The 23,178-nt window shown below is 24.4% G+C and carries 15 protein-coding genes and 1 pseudogene; 6 read left to right on the top strand and 10 right to left on the bottom strand.

Features of this window, described 5'->3' with window-relative positions:
- Positions 1-58: 58 nt before the first annotated feature.
- The 4 genes from CAMP5118_RS06610 to CAMP5118_RS06625 all read right to left on the bottom strand — a co-directional run bounded on the left by CAMP5118_RS06610 (position 59) and on the right by CAMP5118_RS06625 (position 3,187).
- Positions 59-1,690, bottom strand: a complete 1,632-nt coding sequence (locus CAMP5118_RS06610; RefSeq protein WP_012661576.1) for a terminase large subunit — start codon at positions 1,688-1,690, stop codon at positions 59-61.
- A complete protein-coding gene (locus tag CAMP5118_RS06615; protein WP_337216913.1) occupies positions 1,683-2,318 on the bottom strand; it encodes a P27 family phage terminase small subunit in 636 nt (211 codons plus the stop codon). Before CAMP5118_RS06615 ends, CAMP5118_RS06610 begins: the two co-directional genes overlap by 8 nt.
- 243 nt (positions 2,319-2,561) lie before the next feature.
- Positions 2,562-2,912 carry an HNH endonuclease gene (locus CAMP5118_RS06620; protein WP_066006913.1) on the bottom strand — a complete coding sequence of 117 codons (351 nt, stop codon included), beginning with the start codon at positions 2,910-2,912 and terminating at the stop codon, positions 2,562-2,564.
- Positions 2,909-3,187, bottom strand: a complete 279-nt coding sequence (locus tag CAMP5118_RS06625; protein WP_337216914.1) for a hypothetical protein — start codon at positions 3,185-3,187, stop codon at positions 2,909-2,911. Before CAMP5118_RS06625 ends, CAMP5118_RS06620 begins: the two co-directional genes overlap by 4 nt.
- A gap of 1,692 nt (positions 3,188-4,879) precedes the next feature.
- Between CAMP5118_RS06625 and CAMP5118_RS06630 the strand changes: the two genes are divergently transcribed.
- Together CAMP5118_RS06630 and CAMP5118_RS06635 are read left to right on the top strand one after the other, a co-directional pair.
- On the top strand, positions 4,880-5,371 hold the full coding sequence (locus CAMP5118_RS06630) for a hypothetical protein (RefSeq protein ID WP_337216915.1): 492 nt from the start codon (positions 4,880-4,882) through the stop codon (positions 5,369-5,371).
- A 524-nt stretch (positions 5,372-5,895) separates the two neighbouring features.
- Positions 5,896-6,689 (top strand): annotated as a pseudogene (locus CAMP5118_RS06635) (protein kinase family protein).
- A 10-nt stretch (positions 6,690-6,699) separates the two neighbouring features.
- Here CAMP5118_RS06635 and CAMP5118_RS06640 read toward each other — a convergent pair.
- From CAMP5118_RS06640 to CAMP5118_RS06655, 4 genes are read right to left on the bottom strand one after another with little or no spacing between them, the layout of a single operon-like run.
- Positions 6,700-8,940, bottom strand: a complete 2,241-nt coding sequence (locus tag CAMP5118_RS06640) for a GmrSD restriction endonuclease domain-containing protein (RefSeq protein ID WP_263658004.1) — start codon at positions 8,938-8,940, stop codon at positions 6,700-6,702.
- A gap of 2 nt (positions 8,941-8,942) precedes the next feature.
- A complete protein-coding gene (locus tag CAMP5118_RS06645; protein WP_263658003.1) occupies positions 8,943-10,682 on the bottom strand; it encodes a DUF262 domain-containing protein in 1,740 nt (579 codons plus the stop codon).
- Positions 10,675-13,389 (bottom strand): SIR2 family protein, encoded by a 2,715-nt coding sequence (locus CAMP5118_RS06650; RefSeq protein WP_263658002.1) that lies wholly within the window; start codon positions 13,387-13,389, stop codon positions 10,675-10,677. Before CAMP5118_RS06650 ends, CAMP5118_RS06645 begins: the two co-directional genes overlap by 8 nt.
- Positions 13,389-18,161 (bottom strand): type ISP restriction/modification enzyme, encoded by a 4,773-nt coding sequence (locus tag CAMP5118_RS06655; RefSeq protein ID WP_337216916.1) that lies wholly within the window; start codon positions 18,159-18,161, stop codon positions 13,389-13,391. Before CAMP5118_RS06655 ends, CAMP5118_RS06650 begins: the two co-directional genes overlap by 1 nt.
- Before the next feature lie 556 nt (positions 18,162-18,717).
- Here CAMP5118_RS06655 and CAMP5118_RS06660 point away from each other — a divergent pair.
- Together CAMP5118_RS06660 and CAMP5118_RS06665 are read left to right on the top strand one after the other, a co-directional pair.
- Complete coding sequence (locus CAMP5118_RS06660) at positions 18,718-19,860, top strand: AAA family ATPase (protein WP_220523503.1); 1,143 nt, start codon at positions 18,718-18,720, stop codon at positions 19,858-19,860.
- Positions 19,853-20,452: an RloB domain-containing protein gene (locus CAMP5118_RS06665; protein WP_337216917.1), complete on the top strand. Its 600-nt coding sequence runs from the start codon at positions 19,853-19,855 to the stop codon at positions 20,450-20,452. Before CAMP5118_RS06660 ends, CAMP5118_RS06665 begins: the two co-directional genes overlap by 8 nt.
- A gap of 91 nt (positions 20,453-20,543) precedes the next feature.
- On the opposite strand, the gene CAMP5118_RS06670 is transcribed toward CAMP5118_RS06665, so the two are convergent.
- A complete protein-coding gene (locus tag CAMP5118_RS06670) occupies positions 20,544-20,738 on the bottom strand; it encodes a hypothetical protein (protein ID WP_337216918.1) in 195 nt (64 codons plus the stop codon).
- Positions 20,739-21,690: 952 nt separating this feature from the next.
- On the opposite strand from CAMP5118_RS06670, the gene CAMP5118_RS06675 reads away from it, so the two are divergent.
- Both CAMP5118_RS06675 and CAMP5118_RS06680 read left to right on the top strand, forming a co-directional pair.
- Complete coding sequence (locus CAMP5118_RS06675; RefSeq protein WP_337216919.1) at positions 21,691-22,161, top strand: recombinase RecT; 471 nt, start codon at positions 21,691-21,693, stop codon at positions 22,159-22,161.
- A 115-nt stretch (positions 22,162-22,276) separates the two neighbouring features.
- A complete protein-coding gene (locus CAMP5118_RS06680) occupies positions 22,277-22,735 on the top strand; it encodes a hypothetical protein (RefSeq protein WP_337216920.1) in 459 nt (152 codons plus the stop codon).
- Positions 22,736-22,951: 216 nt separating this feature from the next.
- Here the strand turns inward: CAMP5118_RS06680 and CAMP5118_RS06685 are convergent.
- Positions 22,952-23,178, bottom strand: a 227-nt coding sequence (locus tag CAMP5118_RS06685) for a hypothetical protein (RefSeq protein ID WP_337216921.1), incomplete at its 5' end; no start/stop codon positions are given.

Below are 23,178 nucleotides of genomic sequence, written 5' to 3' on the forward strand. Positions count from 1 at the left end.
GAAGGTTATAATGCTTTTGCTAGTTTTTAGAAAGGAGAGCTTATGGCTTTCCTAATGCTTACAAGCTCCTAATACCCCGTTTTTCATAAACACTTTCTTGAGGTTTTGCAAAGGTATTTTTAGTCGCTATGGCAGTTACTAAAGCTGAAATTGCATCTATTCTTTCACTTGATTTTTTCTTATCAGGTTTTATATTTTCTCTTGCATCTTTATCTATTACCAAATTATTATTACACCATCTAAAAATAGGATTTGCATTGTGGTTTATAGTTTGTTTTAATACTCTTATTTGATACTCTTTTAGCGGTTCGCTTATACTTGCAAAACCTTGTCTAATTTGTACGCATTCTAAGTTTTCTTCACTAAGTTTTTTGGCTACTTCAGTACTATTCCAAGGATCATAACCTATCATTTTGATATTAAGTGTTTTACTAAAACAAATAATATCTTCTATCAATATGTCATAATCTACACTATTACCTGGTGTTAAAGTCAGATATCCAAGCCTAGCCCATTCTAAATATGGAACCTTATCTCTTCTACTTCTTTGCTCAGCGCACAGTCTAGGTGCATAAAATTTAAAATCAACATGTAAAATTTTATCAATTTCACAGATTATAGCTAGTGCAGTCAAATCTGTCGTAGCTGAAAGATCTATTCCCATAAAAACATCAGAAGTTAAATTTATTTTTCCAAGATTACACTTCATAAAATCATCATCTTTTACAAAAGCACCAGCATTTGAAGTCCATATGTTTAAATGCTTTGTCTTAAAACTAACCTCATCGTTTGCATTTGATTTTGCTTTTTCAAAATATTCTCTTAATTTTTCTATCTTAACTCCATACCCTAAAGCAGGATTTACTTTAGCCCACACTTTTTCATCATGCCAATCATCATCTTCATTTGGTTCGTAAATTTTAGAGTATGTAGAAGGATCATTTATAATACCACAAGCAACCTTTTTACAATAATCATATTGTTTTTTCATCTCTGAATTTTGGTTATAACCTGCTGTCGATATTACTATACAAAGAGAATTAGAACGACTTGCCGTTCCTTCTTCTAAGACCTTGTATAATTTTCCATCTTTTGCAGCATGAAGCTCATCGTAAATAAAAACATAAGGTCTTAATCCATCTTTAGTTTCACTAGTAGCTGTCAAAACCTTTATAAAATCTTCAAACTTTGTATTTTTTTTACGAATTTCCCTATAAGTCTTATATTGATAGCACATATCATTCAAATGCTTTTCTTGACTTATCATAGATGAAGCTGCATTAAAAACTAACTTTGCTTGTTCAGTTTCATTTGCAGCACAATATATTTTCTTTCCTTTTTCTTTATCCACAAAAAGAAAGTAAAGCAAAATAGCTCCTATAAGCTCTGTTTTGCCGTTTTTTCGCGGAATAAATAATAATGCATAAGAATACCTCCTAGCATTTTTTTCTTTTGAATATGTAGCAATAATGTCTATTATAAACTCTATTTGAAAATTTAAAAGAGCAAATGGCTTTCCTGCTAATTCTCCATCGGTATGTTTTAATAAAGATACAAAAACAACTGCGTTTAAGGCTATTTTTTCATCTATATAAAATGGAGAATTTTGAAATTCTTCGTTTTTTATTTTGATATATTTTTTAGCATAATTTAAAATATCTTCTCTAGATCTTAACTTGATATCATTCATCTTCTTTCTCCAATAAAACATCAAAAGGAGAGCTTTCTTTTTTCTCTTTTGGATTTACTCTTGTTCTACTTGGAGCGCCTATGCCTAAAATTTTAGCCAAGCCTATTACATTTTTAGTTAGAGAGTTAAAAGCAACTAGCTCGGGAGTGATAATCTGCACTCCTTTATCACTTGTAGTGCAAAAACCTTTTTTCTCTACCTCTTTGCTTGAGCATTCTAGTAAAATAAGATTTTTAGCATATACTTTAATAATATCATCTTCAAGATCATCATAAATTCCTAAATTAATTAAGTCGTTTTTTACTTTTTGAGCCAATTCTTGCTCTATTATTTGAAAATTTAAGCTAATTTCACTTATTTCTTTGTCTTTAGCAATTTGCTTGTTTTTTGGTTTTTCTTTTATAATACTTTCATCTATAAAAAGTGCTATTTCATTTTGCTTTGAGTTATGGTGATTATCATCTTGTCTTCTTTTAGCTAACTTTAGTATTTCTTCTTTTGAGTAAGGTTTAGCTTTTCCTCTTAAAACCTTAACTCCATTTTTCTTTAAATATCTACTCAAATACTCTTTAGAATTAATATTTAGTATTTGCAAAACCTCATCACAACTTAAAAATTCTTTTTGCATTAACACCTTTCTTTTTAGTGATTTTATACAAAACATAAGGCGTTAAAGTGCGTATTAGTTAATTGGGCGTTAAATATAAGGAAAACATGCAAAAGAAATTAAAGCACAAGCCCTAATTATTCATATTTGAAACTTGGTATTTATTGGTTAATTAGTTAGTCAATTACACACGCAATAAAAAAAATAGCTCGCATTTTTTCGCGACTAGCCGGTCGGTGACCAGAATATCGATTTTATAGAGATTTAACCCCCTACCCCTTTTAATTCTTCTTTGGTTTTTTTATTGTGACAAGTCATACATAAGCTTTGCAAATTTGTTACATTTAGTTTTTCTCCACCTTGTCTTATAGGGATAACATGATCAACAATTTTTGCAAATCTTCCACATTTAAAACAAAATGGATTGTCATTAATAAAACTAGAACGTAATTTCTTCCACTCTACACTATGATAAAAACTAGAGCTATCTCTATCTCTTTTGAAAGCATCATAGTGTTTATTTTGATTTCTAACAGTTGTTATCTTACACTCAGAACACTTACTCAAATGCGAGAGTATCTTCTTTCCGCATTTGCAAAATTTATACGTATTCATCTTTTATAAAAACCTATTTCGGTTTTCTTTGTAAGCGATACTTTAAATTCATATTCAAAATCATCATAAGCCTTAATAGCATAACAACTATAACCAGCTTCAATTATCTTCACAAACCATTCAGGTAGCAAAATAAAGAAATTTCCACCAACTCTTTTAACTTTAAAACCACTTTTAATATCATTAACATTTCTATGAAAATTATCATATAATCCAAGATTATTTATAAAAATCTTTGCAGGTACAGCATTATTAATTATTTCATTTTTAAACATTTTTCTACTCTTATCAAATTAAAGCAAAAAAATAAGTGAAGTTCCTTATATTTTGTATTTTATCATAATTTCACACAAAAATAAAAAATACATAAGTTTGGAATGTTATTTGCTCTTACTAAGATACTAAATAGCAAAAAGTATTTATATCTTTTCTCCGCAATAAACAACCAAATAAAAGCTATTGCTCTTATTAAACATATGGCTTTTAATCGGAGCATTAGTCGACATCGTATTAATTTTAATCGGAAATATAAAAAATATACTAATATTGACTTTAATCGGATTAAAAGAAACCGTTGCTGTGCATATATTGAATTGTAAGGTAATGGGTTACTCAGTGGGTTACTAATAGAATAAAATATATCTAAAAATAGATATCAAATGAAATTTTTTAGTAGCTGACCTCGGGCACCATTACTTTTCAAAGTGTTTTCTAAAATTTTTAAAAAACTCAGGGAGCGGTTTTGGTAGCGGTTTTTTTCTCAAAAATTAATTTTTAATACTCCATATTAAAATAATATAATTTATCATTATAATCTAAAAAAAGAAATTGACTTTTATAAAAATATTTAAAAAAAGAATAAAATAAAAAATACATTTTACTTTTTTATATTCAATTGCTAATTCATTCTCTATTTCTTTTTTTTATTAAAAGAAGACAGTATAAACTAAATACATTATAATTTATTTATTTTATTCATAATGCTTAAAATTAGTTAAACCATTAAAACATATGAAATTTTATAATTATTAGTATTGGTAAAACAATGGTTTCTCGGCTTTTTCGGTTTTTTTGCTTTTAGGATTAAGCAAATATTATTTTATATACATCTTAATCTTTTTATCAAAAATATGAAAAAATTATTTTAATTTAAAATTATTATAAAATTATATTACTTAGTATTTTTAAGCTAGCGATTAGCTTAAGCTATGATCCTTTTTATATTTTATTAAATTACAAGGAGGTGATCATGATTGATATTAAAATAAAAATTAATCTAATTTTATCTTTTTTATTTTTTATAAAAATGAAATTTATTTTAGTTGGATCGCTAGCTTAAAAATACTCTCATTTTTTCTTAAAATATATCTTCATTTTATTAAAGTTATAAAAAAATATCCAAAAAAATACAAGCTAATTTTTTCAAAAAATCTTACTTTTTTTGTTTTGATAAAAAGTTTAGTAAAATGGAAATTTTAAGCTGTATTTTAAAGCTTTATTTTTGGAGTTTTATAGGTTAAAATTTATCAAAAAATAGCCCATTTTAAAACAATCACTACTCCATGCTAAGCAGATATGCCGTTTTCGTTACCTTTAATATAAAAAAGTATATATTTCGTATAAAATACTCTAATTTTTAAAATAATCACTACACCATGCTAAGCAGATATGCCATTTTCGTTACCTTTAGCTTAAAAAGTATATATTTCGTATATTTTGATAAATTTTTGGTGTATTTTTTATAGATATTTATAAAATTTGTCATTTTTGTAAAAAATAATCGTACACCTATACATTACTTCGTAAGTATATATTATATGTTTTCGTTACCTTTAGTGTTTTTTTGAGATTTTTTTGAGATTTTTTTGAGATTTGCTGTGTTTTTTTAAAAAATGAAAATGTTATGATTTTGTAATTTTTGTATGATAAAATATTATAAATTTTTGTTAAAAAAGGCAAGTTATTCTGTGTTTAAAAATATATTTTTCAAAAAAACTGTATCTGCTGATAATCCTAAAGATGAGATAAAACTAGATGAAACTCCTACACAATACAAAAGTGATAGATTAGAAAAAATAATTCACACTTGGGTAGTAAATTGCACTAAATATTCTTTAAAAAATCCTTATGATACAAGACGCATTAACAGAAAAAATGGCTGTATCAAATTCGTCTTAAGAATCTTTAAAGAAACTAAAAATGAAGGTGCTTTAATTGGCATTAGCTCTTCGCTTTATGATAAATATAAAAATCTCTATAAATCAAAACTTGCTAGAGTAAAGCAATCAAGTAAAATAAAAAGCTTACAAGAAAAATATCCTGATTTAGATATTATCAATGCTTATAAATATGCCATATTAAGCAATAAATGTGCTTTATTAAATGAAGATGTTAAAGACTTTGAAAATATTATAAAGATTTTATTGCAATTAAATACCGCCAAATATAAACAAAAATAAGCTTAAAATCAAAAATCTACTATAAAGTAATATCAACCTAGCATTAAATAATTAAAATCGATTTATGAGCTTGTTTTGTGTTATAATTTATTTTGCATAGATTTTATTAATCAATAGTTTTATTTTTTATAGGTAAAAGAGTTTTAAATATAGATAGAATATTAGAAAATAATTTAACTAATGCACTTAACGAACTTCAACAAACATTATCTAATTCTTATTTAGAATTGTATTCTTGCACTACAAACAAACACCTTCAATTGGTTTTTTCATCTTTACATAATAACATCATAGAGTGTTTTAAAAAAATGAACGAACGTCTTCCATCTACCGAAAAAAGCAATAAACATTATTTGTCCGACTATAGTAAAAAGTTAAAAACCAATATAGAGTTAGCTTTGCACTTACAGAAAGAATTTAAAAACAGTGAGTTATCTTTTGAGATAGATAAATATTATTACAATATTTTTAAACAGTGCTTAGATTTTCTAGAAAATAGTGGAGGTAGTGAGATTCCTTTAGGAATGAAAAAAATAACTATTTATGAAAAAATATCTATTTTTATTTTGTCAAATAAAATAAATATTCCAAACATACTCAGAAGTTGCACTTTAACTCCTATTGGTAGTGGATATTATGCTAATGTGTATAAATATTACGATGATTTTTATCAATGTCATTTTGCACTAAAGAGACTAAATAAGGCTACCAACAATAAAGAATTTATTAGATTTATTAAAGAGTATGAAATAATGAGAAGTGTTAACAATCCTTATATTCTAAAAGTATATTCTATGGGTGAAAAAAGAAGGAATATATTATGGAGTATGCTGATTTCACTTTAGAAAATTATATAAAAAATTATAACCAAAAGCTTTCAAACAATGAAAGAATTTCCTTAGGTTGTCAAGTGCTCAGAGGAATTGAAATTCTATGGAATAATAATATATTACATAGAGACATTAGTTTTAATAATATCTTACTGAAGTTATATGATAATATTTATCCTGTGATAAAAATTTCTGATTTTGGATTAGCAAAAGAAATTAATAGCGATTCAATAAGTATTGATACGGAAATAAAAGGGAGTTTAAATGATTTTTCTACTTTGAAAATTAAAGGTTTTAATGAGTATAACATTGAAGATGAGCTTTATGCGTTAACTCAAGTCTTGTATTTTATAGCTACAGGTAAAGAGAATGTAAAAAAAGCAAATTGTGATTTTTTAAAAAAAGGAATTGGTGAAGACAAGGAAAATAGATACAAAAAGCTAGAGGACTTAAAAGTGGATTTTATTTCTCTTTTAAAAGCAAGATAACTAGGTTAAACTAGTTATCTTGGATAGTATTAATTAATTCTTGTGTCATTTCAATAACATCTTGTGATTTATTGTGTTTTAAAATATAAACTCCATCTTCATCTTCTTTTTCTAAAACAAAATCACTATTTATATTTTCTATAATAAATTTATCATTCAATTTTAAAAGCCACCCATTTTTATTACATGATATTATTTCTATTTTATCAGCAATTTTAATATATTCAGATCTTTGTTCATCTTCTATCAAATGGATATTACTTATTTCAGATAATATTTTTACATAAGTATTTACATATTTGCTACCCATTGTTTCACCATACATCTTATCTATATTAAAATTTTCTTCATCATACCAAACAAAATAATTTTTTTCCCTTTTTTCTGTATTGTTAAATATTTTATCTCCATATTTAATGAAATAATAAACCCAACTGGTATAGTTTATATTACTTTTGTTATTGAGATAATCCGAAACTAACTGCTCTAATATTTCATTTGAATCATAATCTAAAAACTCATCCTTAATAGATTTATATTTTTTAAAGAACTGATAAAATAAGTTAAGGTAGTCTATGCAATCTTCCATATCATTTTGATTATTCTTGGTTAATAAAATTTCCCATTTATCATCAACACCAAAGTAATATTTTAAACCAGAGCCAGCAAAACCAATATATTTTACATAGTCATCTATAGTTAGCAAAGACCTAATAATTAAATGAGTTTGACTATTAAAAATTTCATCAATATTATCACTTGTAAATTTTAACAATTCTTTATCTTCAAACAAAAAGAAAGATAGATCTCCACAAATATATTTATAATCTTCTAATTGTTGAATGGTGTATTTTAAATTATTGTCATTTTGTATATATTTTGCTTTATATACTTCTTGATCTAATGAATCTTTGCTTATATCTGTATTTGTTAATTTTACTTCATTATTGATTAGATAGGTATATATATTTTCTTTTGCATTAACTAAAGACATATTTAATATATAATGTAATTTTTCATAAGATAAAGTAGCAGTATAATCTATTTTACCTTGCTTTAAAGCTCTAATTCTCTGAATTAAATTTCTTACAATTCTAAGTTTATCTAATAAATTTACAACATTAATATTACTTTCATTTTCTACAAAATTACTAATAATGATGAATAATAATATTTTTTGCTGTAAATTAATCAGATTACCCTTATCATTATTAATTACTTTTATTAATAAATCTGGATATTTATCAAATAAAGCTAATTTATTTTTTTCAAAATTAACCGAAAGGTTTTCCTTGTTAAAATTAGCTATATTTTCTAAGTATTTAATAGCTTTAAAGAAGAAATCAATATTTTCATCATCAAAATACACATTTTCAATCAACTTACTAATGTTTTTTTTCATATTTTCAAAATCAATAACTGTTGTTTTTTCTTTATTTTTTACATGAAGCATTTCACTGATAAAATAAAAAAAATTCATAAAAGCATCATCTATCAAATGGTGCTTATTTTTAAAGCCTAATCTCCAAAACAAATCTGTCCACTCGCCATCAATATTTTTTATAAAATATTCTTTGAAGAGATTTTTCTTATTGCTAATTAGAAATTTTTCAAATTCTGCTTTAAAAATTTCAAAATCTGTTAATTTTTTACCTCTAGCATTCATTTTTATATACAAATCATCATCTAAATTAAAATTCTCTAGTTTAATAAAATGAAATTTAAGTAATTCTAATTTATCAAAGAATTCTTCGTTGTTAAATTTTTTATGTATATCATCTATCATTGCTAGCATAGATTTAATAGTAGGATCATTATCCCAAAAATATAAAAACCAACTGCTGTTTTTAATTTTTTCAGATAATTTATCACCATCTTCAAAAGTATTAAATTCTTCTTGTATTAATTTTTGACAAAACTCTCTTGAACTAGCTCTAGTTTCATAAGTAAATTTTTTTAAAAAATCTATTTCTTTATCTTCCTTTTTTCCGAAGTACCAATAAAGTAAAAAAATAGTAGTCAGTCTTTGTTGCCCATCAAGCGGCAAAAAAACATCATTTTTAACACTTCCATAAATAAAATCTAAACGCATTTCTTTATTGTTGTTCAAGTGTGCAAGAATATTGTCTAAAAATTTATCCCTGATAACACTAGCCTCAATTCTTCCTTGCGCATAATCTCTCTGTATAATAGGAATTTCAATTTTATATTCTTCAATTAATTTTTTAAAATTGGTAATATTTTTAAGCATTGTTATTCTCCATTTTTTATAAAAACATTGATTTTTTCTTCAATAGCTTTTAAATACGAATCTTGATCACTACTAGTCCAAAAATAAATATTTTTTATATCATCAAATTTTTCACTATAATACTTCATAAACACATTTTTAGTGCATAAAGGGATGAATTTTCCATTTTTTTCATCTTCTTTTAATTTATTTCTTTTAATAGCAAATATATGATTGCTAAGCTTACTATTTGTATCAAGCGAAAGCAAAGTCAAATTAGCTATACTATGTTTATCTTCAGGACTAAAATATTCAAAAACATCGTTAGTTATATCAGCAAATTTTTTATCATCAATGTTTTCATTTATATTATCAATAAGTTTTTTTAATAATGAAGTTGTTTGCTCATTCGAATTATCATCTTGAAGTAATTTTAAAATATCAATAATTTCTTTCATCCATTGTTTTTTTTCATCTTTGCTTTTTATGGTAAATCTGCTTTGAGGATTTATGTGTTCTAAGCTCCATTTTTCTGATATAAATTTATCAAATGAAAATCTTATATCACTCTCTAAATATGTAGCTATGTTAAATAGCAATAATATCTTCTTTATCTCATTTTTATTATCTTCATAGCTCATTTCCTTTATTTCACTTATATTTTTTACATTTACACGCTTACTAATTTGCTCCTCTATAAATAGCACAAAATCCTCTTTGCTCTTTTTTGAAGATTCTTTATAAAGACTAACTAGTGATTTTTCGCTTTCTTTGTTTTCTAAAACATTTAAATAGCCTATTAAATGATATAACTTATGATTTTCATACCAATATTTAAATGTTAAAAATATTTTTTTAACTTCTAACCAAATTTCATCTAAAACTTTAAGCTTATTATCGCCTTTAAGTTTATCAGCAAAAAATCTATAAATCACATAAGAGTCTTCATATTTTTCATCTTTTTTTATTTTGTAGTAAGTTTTAAACAAAAGCTCTATTCTTGCTGGATAATCTTCATCGCTAGTTAAAAATCTCCAAAATTCATTGTTTTGTAAGGCATATTCCATTTCATCCCATTCTTTAGAAATTTCAATTTGTCTTAAATCAACTTCTTCTTTTTTAAAGTTATTACTATTTAAAAATAAGGCTTTGATTAATTCGGCATTAGTTAATGGAATTTTTCCGCTATTTATTCTTGAGAATACTTCCCTTTCATCTTCATTATCTTCTATTTCATGCCATATAATTCTCACATTTTTTGCTATATTATTTTGTGATGTTAAAATTCTAAAAAATTCTTGCCTTCTGTTGTTATTTTCACTAAACCATTTTTCAATATATTCATAAGCCTTGCTCATATAATAAAAATCAATATTTGATTCTTTTTCATTTGTTTTGTATTTTTCTTGTATATTTTTTAAAAAATCTTTACTATCTTTTCTAGTTTCATATTCTATTTCAAATGATTCATATCTACTATCATCCATATATAATTTAAAATGAGAAAGAATCATATATATAGTAGTAAGTCTTTGTTGTCCATCAACTAATTTATATTTTTTCTCATCTTGTTCGTATTTTTTTACAATAATCGGCTGTAAGCAATAAAAACTATCTTTCTTATCATCCTCTTTTTCACAAAAATTCCATATATCTTCTAATAAATCTCTAACTTGTGTTTTATCCCATCTATAACCCCTTTGATAAGATGGAATTACAAAATTCAACCCAAATAAATCATTTATTGATTTAATATCACTCATTATCTTCTCCAAATATCTTTTTTTCATTTTGTTCTATAAAATCTAAAATGTGCATAATTTCACCTAAATTATTAAGTTCCATTTTAGATATTTTTTTATCATATTCTTCTTTTACTCTTTTTTTGATCTCAAAGAACACTTTTTCATATTCTTCTTTAGGTATTTTTTTATCACTATATAAACAAAATCCTAATTCTAGTGTATATAAATCTTTATTTTCATTTCTGACCTGATTATAACATTCTAGATTAAAATTATCTATTTCTTTTCGTATAGTTTTAGAAACAATATGACCTAATAATCCCAAAAAATACCTTGTACAATAATACTTATCATTTATGTTTTTATTTTTTAAATTAGCTATAAATTCTGATATTTTCGGATTAAAATCATCTTCTAATTTTATTTTTTTATTAATCAGTATTTTAAAAACATCATAAAACATATTTGAATACCGCAAAACTAATGTATCGTTATTACCTAATTTGCCACTTAAAAACGCATTTATATATTTTTTAATAATATTAGCTATATTAGAAAAATCTAAATTTTTATTTTTTTGGTATTGATTAGATAAAAAATAGTTCATGCTATCATATTGGTTAATTCCTAATAAATTGTTTTCCAATTTTTCATTAAAACTATCTATGATTAATTCAAAATTTTCTTGAGCTAAATCTACCCAAGAACTAATTACTAAAAAACTATCGAATAATTGACTATACTTAGTTGCAATAAATCCTGAAGTAGTAAAATTTTTACAAATATTTTTATTAATTTTATCTATATCTTTATTGTTATTTAATTTCAATATGTAATTTTGCTTAAAATATTTATCAAAGATCTTTTTTAATTCCTGGCTTTTAAAATATTTTATAGCAAAACTAAATACATTCAATTCAACTTCAATAGAAATATTTTCTTTGGTGTATTTATAAGAATTTTCTGTTTTTAGTCCATTGATAGAATAGTAAATCAACAATCCTTCTATAATGTTACTATATATAGATTTCAACTCATATATAATCTTCAGTCTTACTTCTAGATTGACAATCCTGGAAAAAATATTACAAAGTAAATAAAATTTATTATCAAAAGTTAGCCCTCCTTTGATATGTCTATTATATTCTTCTATAATTTCTTCCTTAAGAACATAAGTCTTAATTATATTTTCTCCTATAAAAAAATCAAAATCTTTTATATGGGCTATCTCGTTCCTATTTTTTTCTGGAAGTTTTAAATACATTTCACTTATGTTGATTTTATCCATTTCTTTTAAATAAGTTTTTATTTCTTCAATTTCGTTTTCTTCAATTATACTTCTAAATACAAAGTTTTTTCTATTGGTTTCACTTATAAACCAAGTAGTGTAATCTTTATTTTTAAAAGCATTTTTAGATACTCTTTTTAAAGCATTATAAGATTGTATATAATGTTCATTTTGATAAAGCCAAAAAGCTAAACTTAGTTCTTCTTCATCACTCAAGTTTTTTAGTGTAAGTTTTTTTATTTTATCTTCTATATAATCATAATTAAAATATAATAAATCCTTATCTAATATAAATTTATTTTTCAATTTCCCATATTCTTTATTACAAGTATACACCATGGTATTTGTTAAATTTGCAATTTTATTAAAAGTTTCTTCTTTTATATTTTCAGCTAATTTATTATTATTTATTCTAATTGCTAGCGAATCTAAGTTAATTTCTTGATAGCTTATTTGAAAATAATTCTTTAAATCCTGTACTAGTAGCTTTGGTATTATAAATTTGCAATTTTTGTATCTTTGCAAAAAATCCTCCACTTTATCATTTATCTCTTGATTGCTTAACATATCTAAATCAAAATATTTTTTATCTAAATCACCTAAAAACAAATCTAATACATTGTCAATAGAATTATTAATTTCATTTTTAAAAAAGAAATCATATAAAAATTGTTCATAATCATTTTTTTTATATATTTCATCTAAATATAAAATATAAATATTTTTATTTTTATAAAAATCAAACTCTAATTTATCAAATTTTTTATTTATTTTGACAAGATATACAGGTTTTATGTTGCTAGCTTTGGAATTTACCCATGAAATGATTTGTTTTACATTGCTATCACTAAGCGAATATCCCATTAAAACTACCAAATCAGTAGAAAAAATACCTTTGATATAATTTTCTATTAAGGGGAAATTATCAGAATATTTTAGATAATCATCTTCTTTAAAAACTATATTTTGATCTTCTAAACTCCCATGCATTTTAATAAGCTTTGAAAATCCAGTTGCAAATCCTATATCTTCATCTTTTTTTATAATATTATAAAAACAACCTTCCTCATCTATTCCTTTTTCAAATAGATTATCCCAATTAGTAGTGATAAGATTTTTTAGATTTAATTTTACTATTTTTTTATGCAAGTCGTTTGGTTGTTTATTATCTGGAATAAATTCGCTTAGCTTTTGATAATAATAATTTTCTCCAAACTGATTATAAAATTTTTCTGCTAAAACTAAATTATCTTCAGAATATTTTTCGTTACCATAAAGTTCTTTTGAAATATTATTTATAAGTTCGCTCCAAGTAGGTAAGCCGGAATTAACACTGATTCCAGCTCCTGCAAATATGCTTAAATAATTTTCATCAAGTGCTTTTTTAATATTTTCAATACTAGTATTTAAAAATGCTTTATATTGTTCTTTCTTCATCACTCACACTCCATTTTACTAATCTCATTTATCAAATCAACACTTTTTATAGATAAATTAATGATTTTTAAAAGAAGTTCATAGATATATTTACTACCTTGATAATCATTTGGATTATTTTCTATCAAACTTTTTTTATCTATGCTTATTTGATAGCGATCGATAATCCAATCAATCGCACTTTTGCCATTGATTTTATACTCATAAGCAATATTTGGTATATTTTTTATAGTGATATTGTGATTATAAAAAATATCATTTCCTAGTTTTTTCATCTTAGTGACTTTATAAAACTCATCATTGTCTGTATCAGCCAAAACTCCATCTTTAAATTCTACTTCTTTAAACATTTCATTATTTTCATAGTTTAAATGTAAAGCGGCTAGCTTTTTACCCAAAATGCTTAAGCTTTTAAAATCTTTACTTATAGGTACTCTTGGGGCTTCTTTTGAAAGTTCAAATTTGTATTTTTCTAAATAGCCTTTGTGATTTAAAATCGCATAAATATAATAAAATATATCTTCTTTATTTATAGTTTCATCTTGTAATTGTTTTTTAAATTCATCTAAAGCAAAATCACTTATAGCGTATTCTTTACTTCCATTTTCTTGATAAAAATAAAGCGGAAAAGCTTGAGTGTTGGCTAAAGTTTGATAGTCGGTTATAGAATTTACTATAAAAGATGAAAATTCTTTAGTCGCCATTAAACTTGTTAAAATCAATAAATTCTCATCTGTATTTTTAGGAAATAATTTTGAAAATTGAGATTGTTCTTCATTCCAAGTTTTATCCCAGTAAAGATATTCTTTAGTAAAGGGACGATGAGAAATTTCTCTTATATTTTCTTGATTAAAATCTTTGATTTTTTCATTATTTATTAAATCTTTTTTTAAAGCTCTAGTCCAAGCTATTTTAGTATTATCTATGGTTATATCATTATCGCTTAGCTCTTTATAAAGTTCAGATTTTTTAATATTTTTATTTTTATCTAAAAATGCTTTGTGATCAAATTTAGCTAAGTCTTCATTATAAGTAGCTATGCATTTTTGCATAGAATTTGCAAGCTTTTCTTTAGAAAAATTATAAGCCCAGCTATCACGATTTGTTACTATGCCTGTGGCATTTATAGCAAAAATTCCATATTCATTTTTATCGCTTTTTAAAGGCATTAATTTATCAAAATCATCTCTTCTTTGATTGATCCAATCGCCTTTTTCATTTGGGATTATATTTATAAAAGGCACATTTATTATACTTTTAAAATTATCTAATTTATCAAGCTTAGTTTGTCTATCTAGATAATCTCCTATATCATAATAATGAATTTTATTTGTTTTAGCATTTGTATCTTTTATGAAAAATACTATAGCCACTGTTGCACGTGATCCAGAACTAAATATCTGTCCGCCTTCTTGTTTAGCTTTTTCTCCAAAAGTTCTTGTATTTCCTCTTAAATTTAAAATATAAATATCGCTAAATTCTTTAGCTACGCATTTTCTAAAGCCATCAGCACTTGTTGCATCTATAAAGCCTCCATTTACCACAAAACCTATAATGCCGTTATCTTGTATTTTATCGCTTGCCATACGTATAGCTTGAATTAGCGTATCCCTTGTTGAATTACCAAATTTACCATTTGATTCATTGCCATAAGTCTCTTTAACGCGTTTTTCTAAATTTGGATGAGAAATGTTTGCATTATTATCATTTGCACTACTTGCTCCAGTTGAATAAGGAGGATTGCCTATGATGACTTTGATTTTTTCATTGGCTATTAAGTCTTTGATCTTTTTATTTTCTTCTAAATCTTTAAATTCTAAAGCAAATAAGCCATTATCTTGTGTTTTTTTATCTAGATAATCAAGACTATCAGCTAAGGCTATATTTTTAAATTTATCTAAAGAGTTCATCCTTTCATTACTCGTTTGAGTGATATTAATAAGCGCTATATAATAAGCAAGTAAAATAATATCCTGAGCAAAAATTGCTTTTTCGTATTTGTTTTTGAAATTTTCATCGCTAATTAAGTCATTTTCTTTACTTAATAATCTTGTGATAAAACTTCCAGTTCCAGTGAATGGATCAAAGATTTTTACATTTTCATCGTTAAAATCTGTATTAAAATGTCTTTTTAAAAGCTCATTAACAGAATGAAGTATAAAATCAACCACTTGTATAGGAGTATAAACTATACCTAATTTTTCAGCTTGTTTTTTAAAAGCTGATCTAAAGAAAGTATCGTATAAGTTTTTAATGAGTTCTTGTTTGCTTTTTTGACTTTTTGCCAATTTTACATTTTCTTCTACGTTTTTATAAAAGGCTTTTAAAGATCTTGTTTCTTCATCATCTAAACCAAAGGTATTTAACTTTTTATTTACTTCATCAAGAGCTTTTCCTATAGGATTATCATCCATATTCTTATCAAATAAAACATCAAATATAGGTTTAGTTATAATGTGAGAGCATATCATATCTATGGCTTCATCTTCTTTGATATTTGGGTGAATGTTTTCTTTTAAGGAAGTTAAAAATTCTTCTAAAATTTCAGGATGATCTTTAAAAATAGCATTTAATCTAATGTTTAATTTTTCTACTATTTTAGCTGTTTTTGCACTAAAGCTTTGCCAATAACCTTTATCACCAAGTTTAGTTGGTATGGCATTATACATCGTGTTTGCAAGTTCGCTTAAGGTGAAGCTATCAAACAAGCTTGGCTCGTAGTTTTTATCTGTATTATTTGAGCTTTCATCTGCCACATAATCAGCCACAGCTATTTTGATCTTTTCTTTAAATACAGCCTCATCTACTAAGGTATCATCGTGACTTCTTAGGGCTTTTAAGATATTCCATATATTTAAAAAATTGGTATTTTTTATAGCCTCATCTAAATTTGAAAGCTCATTCTCGCTTAATGCTAAAGGCAGTATGATATAACCTGTTTTTTTATTTGGAGCTTTTCTCATTACTCTACCTACTGATTGGATTATATCTACCATAGAATTTCTTCCATCAAAAAATACTACACTATCTAAAGCAGGTACATCCACACCTTCACTTAAACATCTTGCATTGCTTAGTATATTACAAGTATTTTCTTTTGGGGAATTGAGATTATTTAGTTTGTTTAATCTTATATTGGAGTTCATAGTTCCATCAACATGATCTATGTTTATATCAAGATTTTTAAAAGAATCTTTTTTTAATGCTTCATCATAGCATTGCATAATAATTTTAAAAGAATTGGTTATATTTTTAGAATCTCTTATGCTTTTGCAAAAATTTATAACTCTTCTTGAAATATTACTATCCATTTCTTCTAAAAAGTCATTATCTATTTGGTTATTTTCATCAAGAGCAACTAAATCATTTCTTGCTAAACCTTTATGCGTACCTATGATTTTAGATACAAAGTCTATATCTACATATTTTTCATCTACATTTTTTTCATCTTTTAATTTTGCTATGGCTGTATTTGCTATGTTTGCAATACCTTCTTGTTTAATAGCTAAAATAATAACTTTATAATCGGTAAGTAAGCCTTTTTCAACTGCTTCTCTAAAATTAATACTATAAATTTCATCTCCAAAAATTTCTTCATCATCCATAGAAAATACTTCATTATCACTTTCCAAAGCTTTGCTTTTTTGAGAACTAGAATAAATCTTTGGAGTAGCACTCATGTAAATTCTTTTTTTGGCTTTGATGTTTTCATCACTATGGCATAGAGTAAAGGTATTTAGTTTATCTTTTTCCTTACCTGAATATAAATTTCCTACACTTCTGTGAGCTTCATCGCAAATGATTAGATCAATCTCATCTAGATCGTTTTGTTTTTGAGCTTGCATAATTTTTTCAACACTTTGATAAGTAGAAAAGATGATAAATCTTTTGTTGTCTTTTTTAGCTATATCGTAAGCTTTTTTAATGCTTTGTGTATCAGTAGAAGCAGGAATGGGCAATTCTAAAATATCTATATCATCTTCAATGCTTTTACCTGATTTACTATCTGAGCATACAATAGAAGCAACAAAATCATCAGTTTTCTCTTTGCAATATTCTCTAAATGTTTGCCCTACTAAAGCTATACTAGGAGCTAAAAATAAAACAATGGAATTTTTAGGAGTAATTTCTTCTATAATTTTTAAAGAAGTAAAAGTTTTCCCAGTACCACAAGCCATGATAAGCTTGCCTCTTGTGTTATTTTTGTTTGCAAAATATTCTTTTGTGTTATTTATGGCTTGTATTTGATGTTCTCTTGGTTTTTTCTTTGCAGTAATTGGTAGTTCTAAAGAATTATTTGGATCAAATTTATCCCAACTTATGTTTGAGCTTAAAAAATCTTCTAAAGTGATCAATTCTATAGGTGTGTTTTTTAAAATTTGCTCCATCTCTTTTTTAGCGTTTTGAGTAAGATCGCTAGTACTTATAATAATGCCTTTACTAAATTTAATCTCCCCTATTCCACTTTGCAACTTGCTAAAATAAGTACTTAAGTCTTTAAAATCTACTTTTGAGTTTTCATAAAATTTACACTGAACTGCAATATAATCATCATCATTTGTTTGAATGATTAAATCTATACCACAATCTTGCCCATTTTTTTTATCCCATTCATCCCAAAGATAAATATTTTTATAAATATTTGCTGTATCTTTTTCTTTTAAAAGATGTTTTGAAAGTTTTTCAAACATAGATCCCTTCGATCTAGTGTTTAAATTTGCTTTTTTTAATTTTTCTAAGATGATTTCAAAAGTAGTTTCGTTTGCACTCATTAAAACTCCTAAGCTAATAATATAAAGAATATATCAAAAATTAACTTTGTAACTTATAAATATAAAAGTTTTGTATTTTTATTTTGTGTAATTATAAATGGATATTATACCTACTAGAAAGCTTATTAGATCAGTAGTGTTTTCTTTATAGAGATATCTTCTTATACAGTTTTATGCTTTAGTTTTCTTTGAAGCCATAATTATTATATTAATTTCAAAGGGCTTCATAATAACTTATTTTATTCTTAACAATATTTCAAAATATATTTATTGAATGTTTCATTTAAATCATTAAGAGCAAATATATTTTGTGGATTTAGTTTTATACTAATATTTTATATGCCTATGAAGTGCAATATTGAAATTTGCTAAGTTGTTTATTTTTTACCTTGATTAAGAATGTATTTTTATTAATTCATTTTTATAGCTTTAATTCTTTAGTGAATATTATAAAAAATATCAAAACAGACTTTAAAACTATATATTTTTAAATATAAACATATTTTATGTTTATATTAACTATCAATGCTTTATAATAACACAAAAGGAAAATATTATGTTAAGAAAAATAGAAATATCTGGTCTATATTCTTTTGGAATAGAAACACAAATTGTTGATTTTACAGCAAAGCCAAAAAGTAAGTTGAAAAATACAAAATACGAGTATAATTTTAATTTATCACAAGCTGGGAAACCTATGAAATCAGCAGTTTTTTTTGGAAAGAATACTAGCGGAAAAACTAACTTTTTTATAGGCGTAAAAATTTTACTAAATATAATTAAATATGGCTTTTCTCATACCCTAAGAGAGCATTTAACAGACAATGCCTTTAATGAAAATTCAAATTCTATAAAATTAAGTATTGAGTTATCTAATAACAATAAAGATATTTTTACATATTCGATAGAGTTTGATAAAAAATATATCCTAAAAGAATCTTTTTTGAAAAATAATAAAATTATATATGAATTTGAGAATGATAAGGCTATTTTTAATATTTACAGTAAAGAAGATAATAAGCTATTAGAGTCATTTTTTTCAAGAAATCTTAGTGAAAATATATTTTACTTATTAAAAGATTTTGAAATAGAGCAAAAAGAAATATTTGTAAATCTTATAAACAATATTGAAGTTTATATGAATAGTAATTATTCAAAAAAATATAATTTTGAATTTGAAGAAAATAAAAAGAAATATTTTTTAGAACACAAAGAAAGTATTTTGGAAATTTTTCAATTGCTAGATAAAACTATAAAAGATTTTGAGTTTAAAAAGTATGAAAAAGATGGAAAGAATATATACGAAATCTTTTTTGTTCGCAATGGAAAGAAATTTAATTATCAAATAGAATCAGAAGGTATTAAAAAAATAGTATATTTTGCAGATAAAATAACCCAAATTATCAAGGAAGGAAAAATTGTTTTTATTGATGAATTAGATTCTTCAATAAGCACTTTGGCGCTAATACTTATATTTAACAATCTTATTAATACAGAGGAAAACCATAATGGACAATTAATTGTTTCATCTCATAATGTTTTATTATTTGATGTTAGTTTTTTAAATTCACAACAAATATTTTTAATTCAAAAAGATCAATACCTAGAGAGTAAGATAAGAACTTACTACGATTATGATATTAGAAGCGAAAAGAAAAAAGCATATATTGATTATTTAAAAGGGCTTTATGATGAATAAAAAAACAAAACCCAGTATACAGATTTGGTGTGAAGGTAAAACAGAAGAAGATTATTTTAATTCCCTTTTTAAATATCTAAATTATGATAATGTTAAAATAGATGTAAAAAATTTAAAAAATAATAATTCATATAAAAACATTCTTTATAAAATAGAAAAAGCACCTTATATTGATAAACTTATTATTGTAATGGATCTAGATAGAGCAAAAAGTGATACTAATGAGTTAAAAATTTTAGAAAAACTTATAAAACATATAAAAAAGTCAAAAGATATACATTTATTTCTTACTCTTGATGATTTTGAAGATTGGCTTAGATTTCATTTTGTAGATAATAGTAAAAATAACAAAACAAATTTTTATAAAAAATTAGGATATAGCGATAGTAAGAATTTTAAATCATCTACTAACGATTTATATTCTCAAATATTAAATAAAGGTGGATGTATAGAAAATGCTGAAAAGTATTTTTGCAATATCGCTGTTTTTTGCAATGACCAGCGTGAGATTGATAAAAATTCACTAAATAATCTAACTCAAAGTAATCTATATTATTTTAGAAAATTATTAGAACAATATAATGGTGTTTAAAAAACTCTACTTCTTTTTTTATATTGTGATTATATACAGATTAATCAATAATATCTGAAATTGGTTTTTTTAGCTAAAACAATTTAAATATTTATGAGTAAGTTTTTTTTCTTTTTTTACAATTTTGGTTTAATTTATATAATTGATCTTCCTCAAATCCATCATTTATTCCTACTTCGGCAAGTTCTAACTGTTCTTTGTGAAATTCTTCATCATCTTTAAAAGCTTCAAAACTTTTTATCCATAATGCTTTTCTCTGTTTTATGTATTTTTCATTTTTAAACACATCTATCCTTTTGTTTTATTATTTAATTTTGCTTATTTTAATTTTTCCAAGATAATTTCAAAAGTAGTTTTGTTTGCACCCATTAAAAATCCTAAGCTAATAATATAAAGAATATATCAAAAATAGACTTTATAACTTATAAATAATTTTTTTCTGTAAATATATTATTTAAACTATTCTTAGTAGAAATTTGTAGATTTCGCAAATATCAAAAATATCAACAAAACAACTATGGATATAATACAAAGTTGATAAAAGCTAGATCTTTGGAAATATTATAATTAAAAAAAATAATATTGTATTTTTAAAATTGATTAGATAATATATTAATTTAATAATTTTTATAACAAAAAAAAGGAAATAAAATGGGACAATATATTGTATTAGCCTTTGCAATAGCAGTTGCCATATTTGTGACATTTTATGACTTTGATAAAGATAAAAAAACCGATAATAATAAAAAATAATTGATTTTGATATTTTATTATTAGAAGCATGTTTATATCTTTTAGCTTTTATTTTTTATTGCTAGATAATAATATAAATAAAAATTTTAAAAAGCATTATTTATAAAAATACCTGCGAAACAATCTTAAGATTCATGGAATCTATTGGCGTAGGATTATTTGTAAATAGTCTTTATGGTTTGCAAATGGGCGATAGTTGCACTATCATCGATCTTTCTTAAAGATTGATCTTTTTTTAAAAGAAAATAAGAGAGAATGGATGGTTATAATATAGCTATTTTAATTGGTGCTATCACTCTTATTTTTGGCACATTGGTTTTAGTAGCTCATTATTTTAACGATAAATACACTAACGAAAGTAAAAGCTAATCTTTAGGTTTTAGCTTAACACGCTCTATAAGTTGGGAATAGATTTTTTTATTCTCTTCCTGGGCAATATAATTTTCTATTCCTTTTTTTATTATCAAATCAAAAAAAGGAAAAACATGTCAGCAATAACAAATACAAATCAAAATACAGAATTAAACAAAGAAAGAATCGCTCTAATTAAAAAACATTTCTTCCCTGCTGAAACTAAGATCAATGTAACAGAAATGAAATATTGTCTTGGCGTTGCAACTAAATATGGTCTAGATCCTTTCTTGCACCAAGTATTTTTTGTTCCTCATAGGGCAAAAGTTACAAAAAATGGTAAAGATGTGTGGGTTGAAAAAATAGAACCTTTAGTGGGCAGAGATGGCTTTTTAGCTATTGCTCACAAAAGCGGAAAATTTGGTGGTATTCGTTCTTATAGCGAGATTAAAAACTATCCAAAATTAGTGAATAATCAATGGCAATACACTCAAGATTTGGTTGCAATTTGTGAAGTTTATAGAACTGATACAAATAAGCCTTTTATAGTTGAAGTTGCATATAGTGAATATGTGCAAAAAACATTGAAAATGCCTACAATCTAGTATAAAATATAAAACAGCTTAATATAAGTTAAATACAAAAGCTTGATATATAAAATAAATAACCTATCACAAATTGTGTTATAATGACAAAGGATTAAATATGCAAGGAAATATTATGGCTCGGGAAAAAGAGTATATACTTAATGAAAGTTTTAAAGCTTTATTAGAAAGTATTTTTTCTAATCCTGAACAATCACAAAAATTAATTAAAGCTTTTGAAGAGCTTGTTAATGGTAGAGCAACTACTCAAAGATTGAATTTTGAAAATCTTAAAAATCAAACTATAGAAGAAATAAGACAAGAGCTTGTAAGTAAAGATTTATTTCAATCAGAGATTAAAAGATTGGAAAGTTTAATTTATTCTGAAGTTGCAAGACTAGAAGGAATTATTAACACCAAAATAGCTGAAATTAAAACTGAAATAGCTGAAATTAAAACTGAATTCTCAGAACAAATTTCTAGCGCTAAGCAAAAAGCACTTTATTGGCTTTTAGGTACTGCAGTAGCAACTACAGTAACTATACTTTCAAGCGTTTGGATTATGATGAATTTTATGCTAGAAAGCTTAAAATAAAAATTATTTAAAGTTTTTACTATATCTTGTTGATATATATTTTATAGTTAGGATAACATAGTTATCCTATGAATTTAAGTAATGTTTTTCATATAATCATAAATTAAAGCTGTTCGACTAATAATAAAATTCTCAAAATCATCATTTAATAAATATTCAACCATATCTTTTGTTATAAAATGTGTTTCTAAATCTTTAAAAAATTGTTCTTGTTGATTATCTTGTATTTTTTTTATTTAGCAACTCTTTTATATATGTGCTTGGATTTTTATTATTGATTTTATTATTAGATTCTTTTGTAATAAGTGCTATATTTGCTATATTATTAATTATATTATCATTAGATGAGATAAAATTTTTAGATATCTCTTTTCCTATATTAGAATTTATAGGAAAAATATGATGTTCTTCTAAAAATTCACTAAACTTCTTAAAAACCGTTT

Origin of the sequence: Campylobacter sp. LMG 7929 (genome assembly GCF_024723595.1) — a bacterium.
GTDB lineage: Bacteria > Campylobacterota > Campylobacteria > Campylobacterales > Campylobacteraceae > Campylobacter_D.

Excerpts from the sequence above, each read along its gene's own strand:
- CAMP5118_RS06660 (WP_220523503.1), top strand. The coding sequence starts at position 18,718 with ATGTTAAGAAAAATAGAAATATCTGGTCTATATTCTTTTGGAATAGAA.
- CAMP5118_RS06625 (WP_337216914.1), bottom strand. The coding sequence starts at position 3,187 with ATGTTTAAAAATGAAATAATTAATAATGCTGTACCTGCAAAGATTTTT.
- CAMP5118_RS06640 (WP_263658004.1), bottom strand. The coding sequence starts at position 8,940 with ATGCTTAAAAATATTACCAATTTTAAAAAATTAATTGAAGAATATAAA.
- CAMP5118_RS06675 (WP_337216919.1), top strand. The coding sequence starts at position 21,691 with ATGTCAGCAATAACAAATACAAATCAAAATACAGAATTAAACAAAGAA.
- CAMP5118_RS06645 (WP_263658003.1), bottom strand. The coding sequence starts at position 10,682 with ATGAGTGATATTAAATCAATAAATGATTTATTTGGGTTGAATTTTGTA.
- CAMP5118_RS06620 (WP_066006913.1), bottom strand. The coding sequence starts at position 2,912 with ATGAATACGTATAAATTTTGCAAATGCGGAAAGAAGATACTCTCGCAT.
- CAMP5118_RS06610 (WP_012661576.1), bottom strand. The coding sequence starts at position 1,690 with ATGAATGATATCAAGTTAAGATCTAGAGAAGATATTTTAAATTATGCT.
- CAMP5118_RS06650 (WP_263658002.1), bottom strand. The coding sequence starts at position 13,389 with ATGAAGAAAGAACAATATAAAGCATTTTTAAATACTAGTATTGAAAAT.
- CAMP5118_RS06665 (WP_337216917.1), top strand. The coding sequence starts at position 19,853 with ATGAATAAAAAAACAAAACCCAGTATACAGATTTGGTGTGAAGGTAAA.
- CAMP5118_RS06680 (WP_337216920.1), top strand. The coding sequence starts at position 22,277 with ATGGCTCGGGAAAAAGAGTATATACTTAATGAAAGTTTTAAAGCTTTA.
- CAMP5118_RS06615 (WP_337216913.1), bottom strand. The coding sequence starts at position 2,318 with ATGCAAAAAGAATTTTTAAGTTGTGATGAGGTTTTGCAAATACTAAAT.
- CAMP5118_RS06655 (WP_337216916.1), bottom strand. The coding sequence starts at position 18,161 with ATGAGTGCAAACGAAACTACTTTTGAAATCATCTTAGAAAAATTAAAA.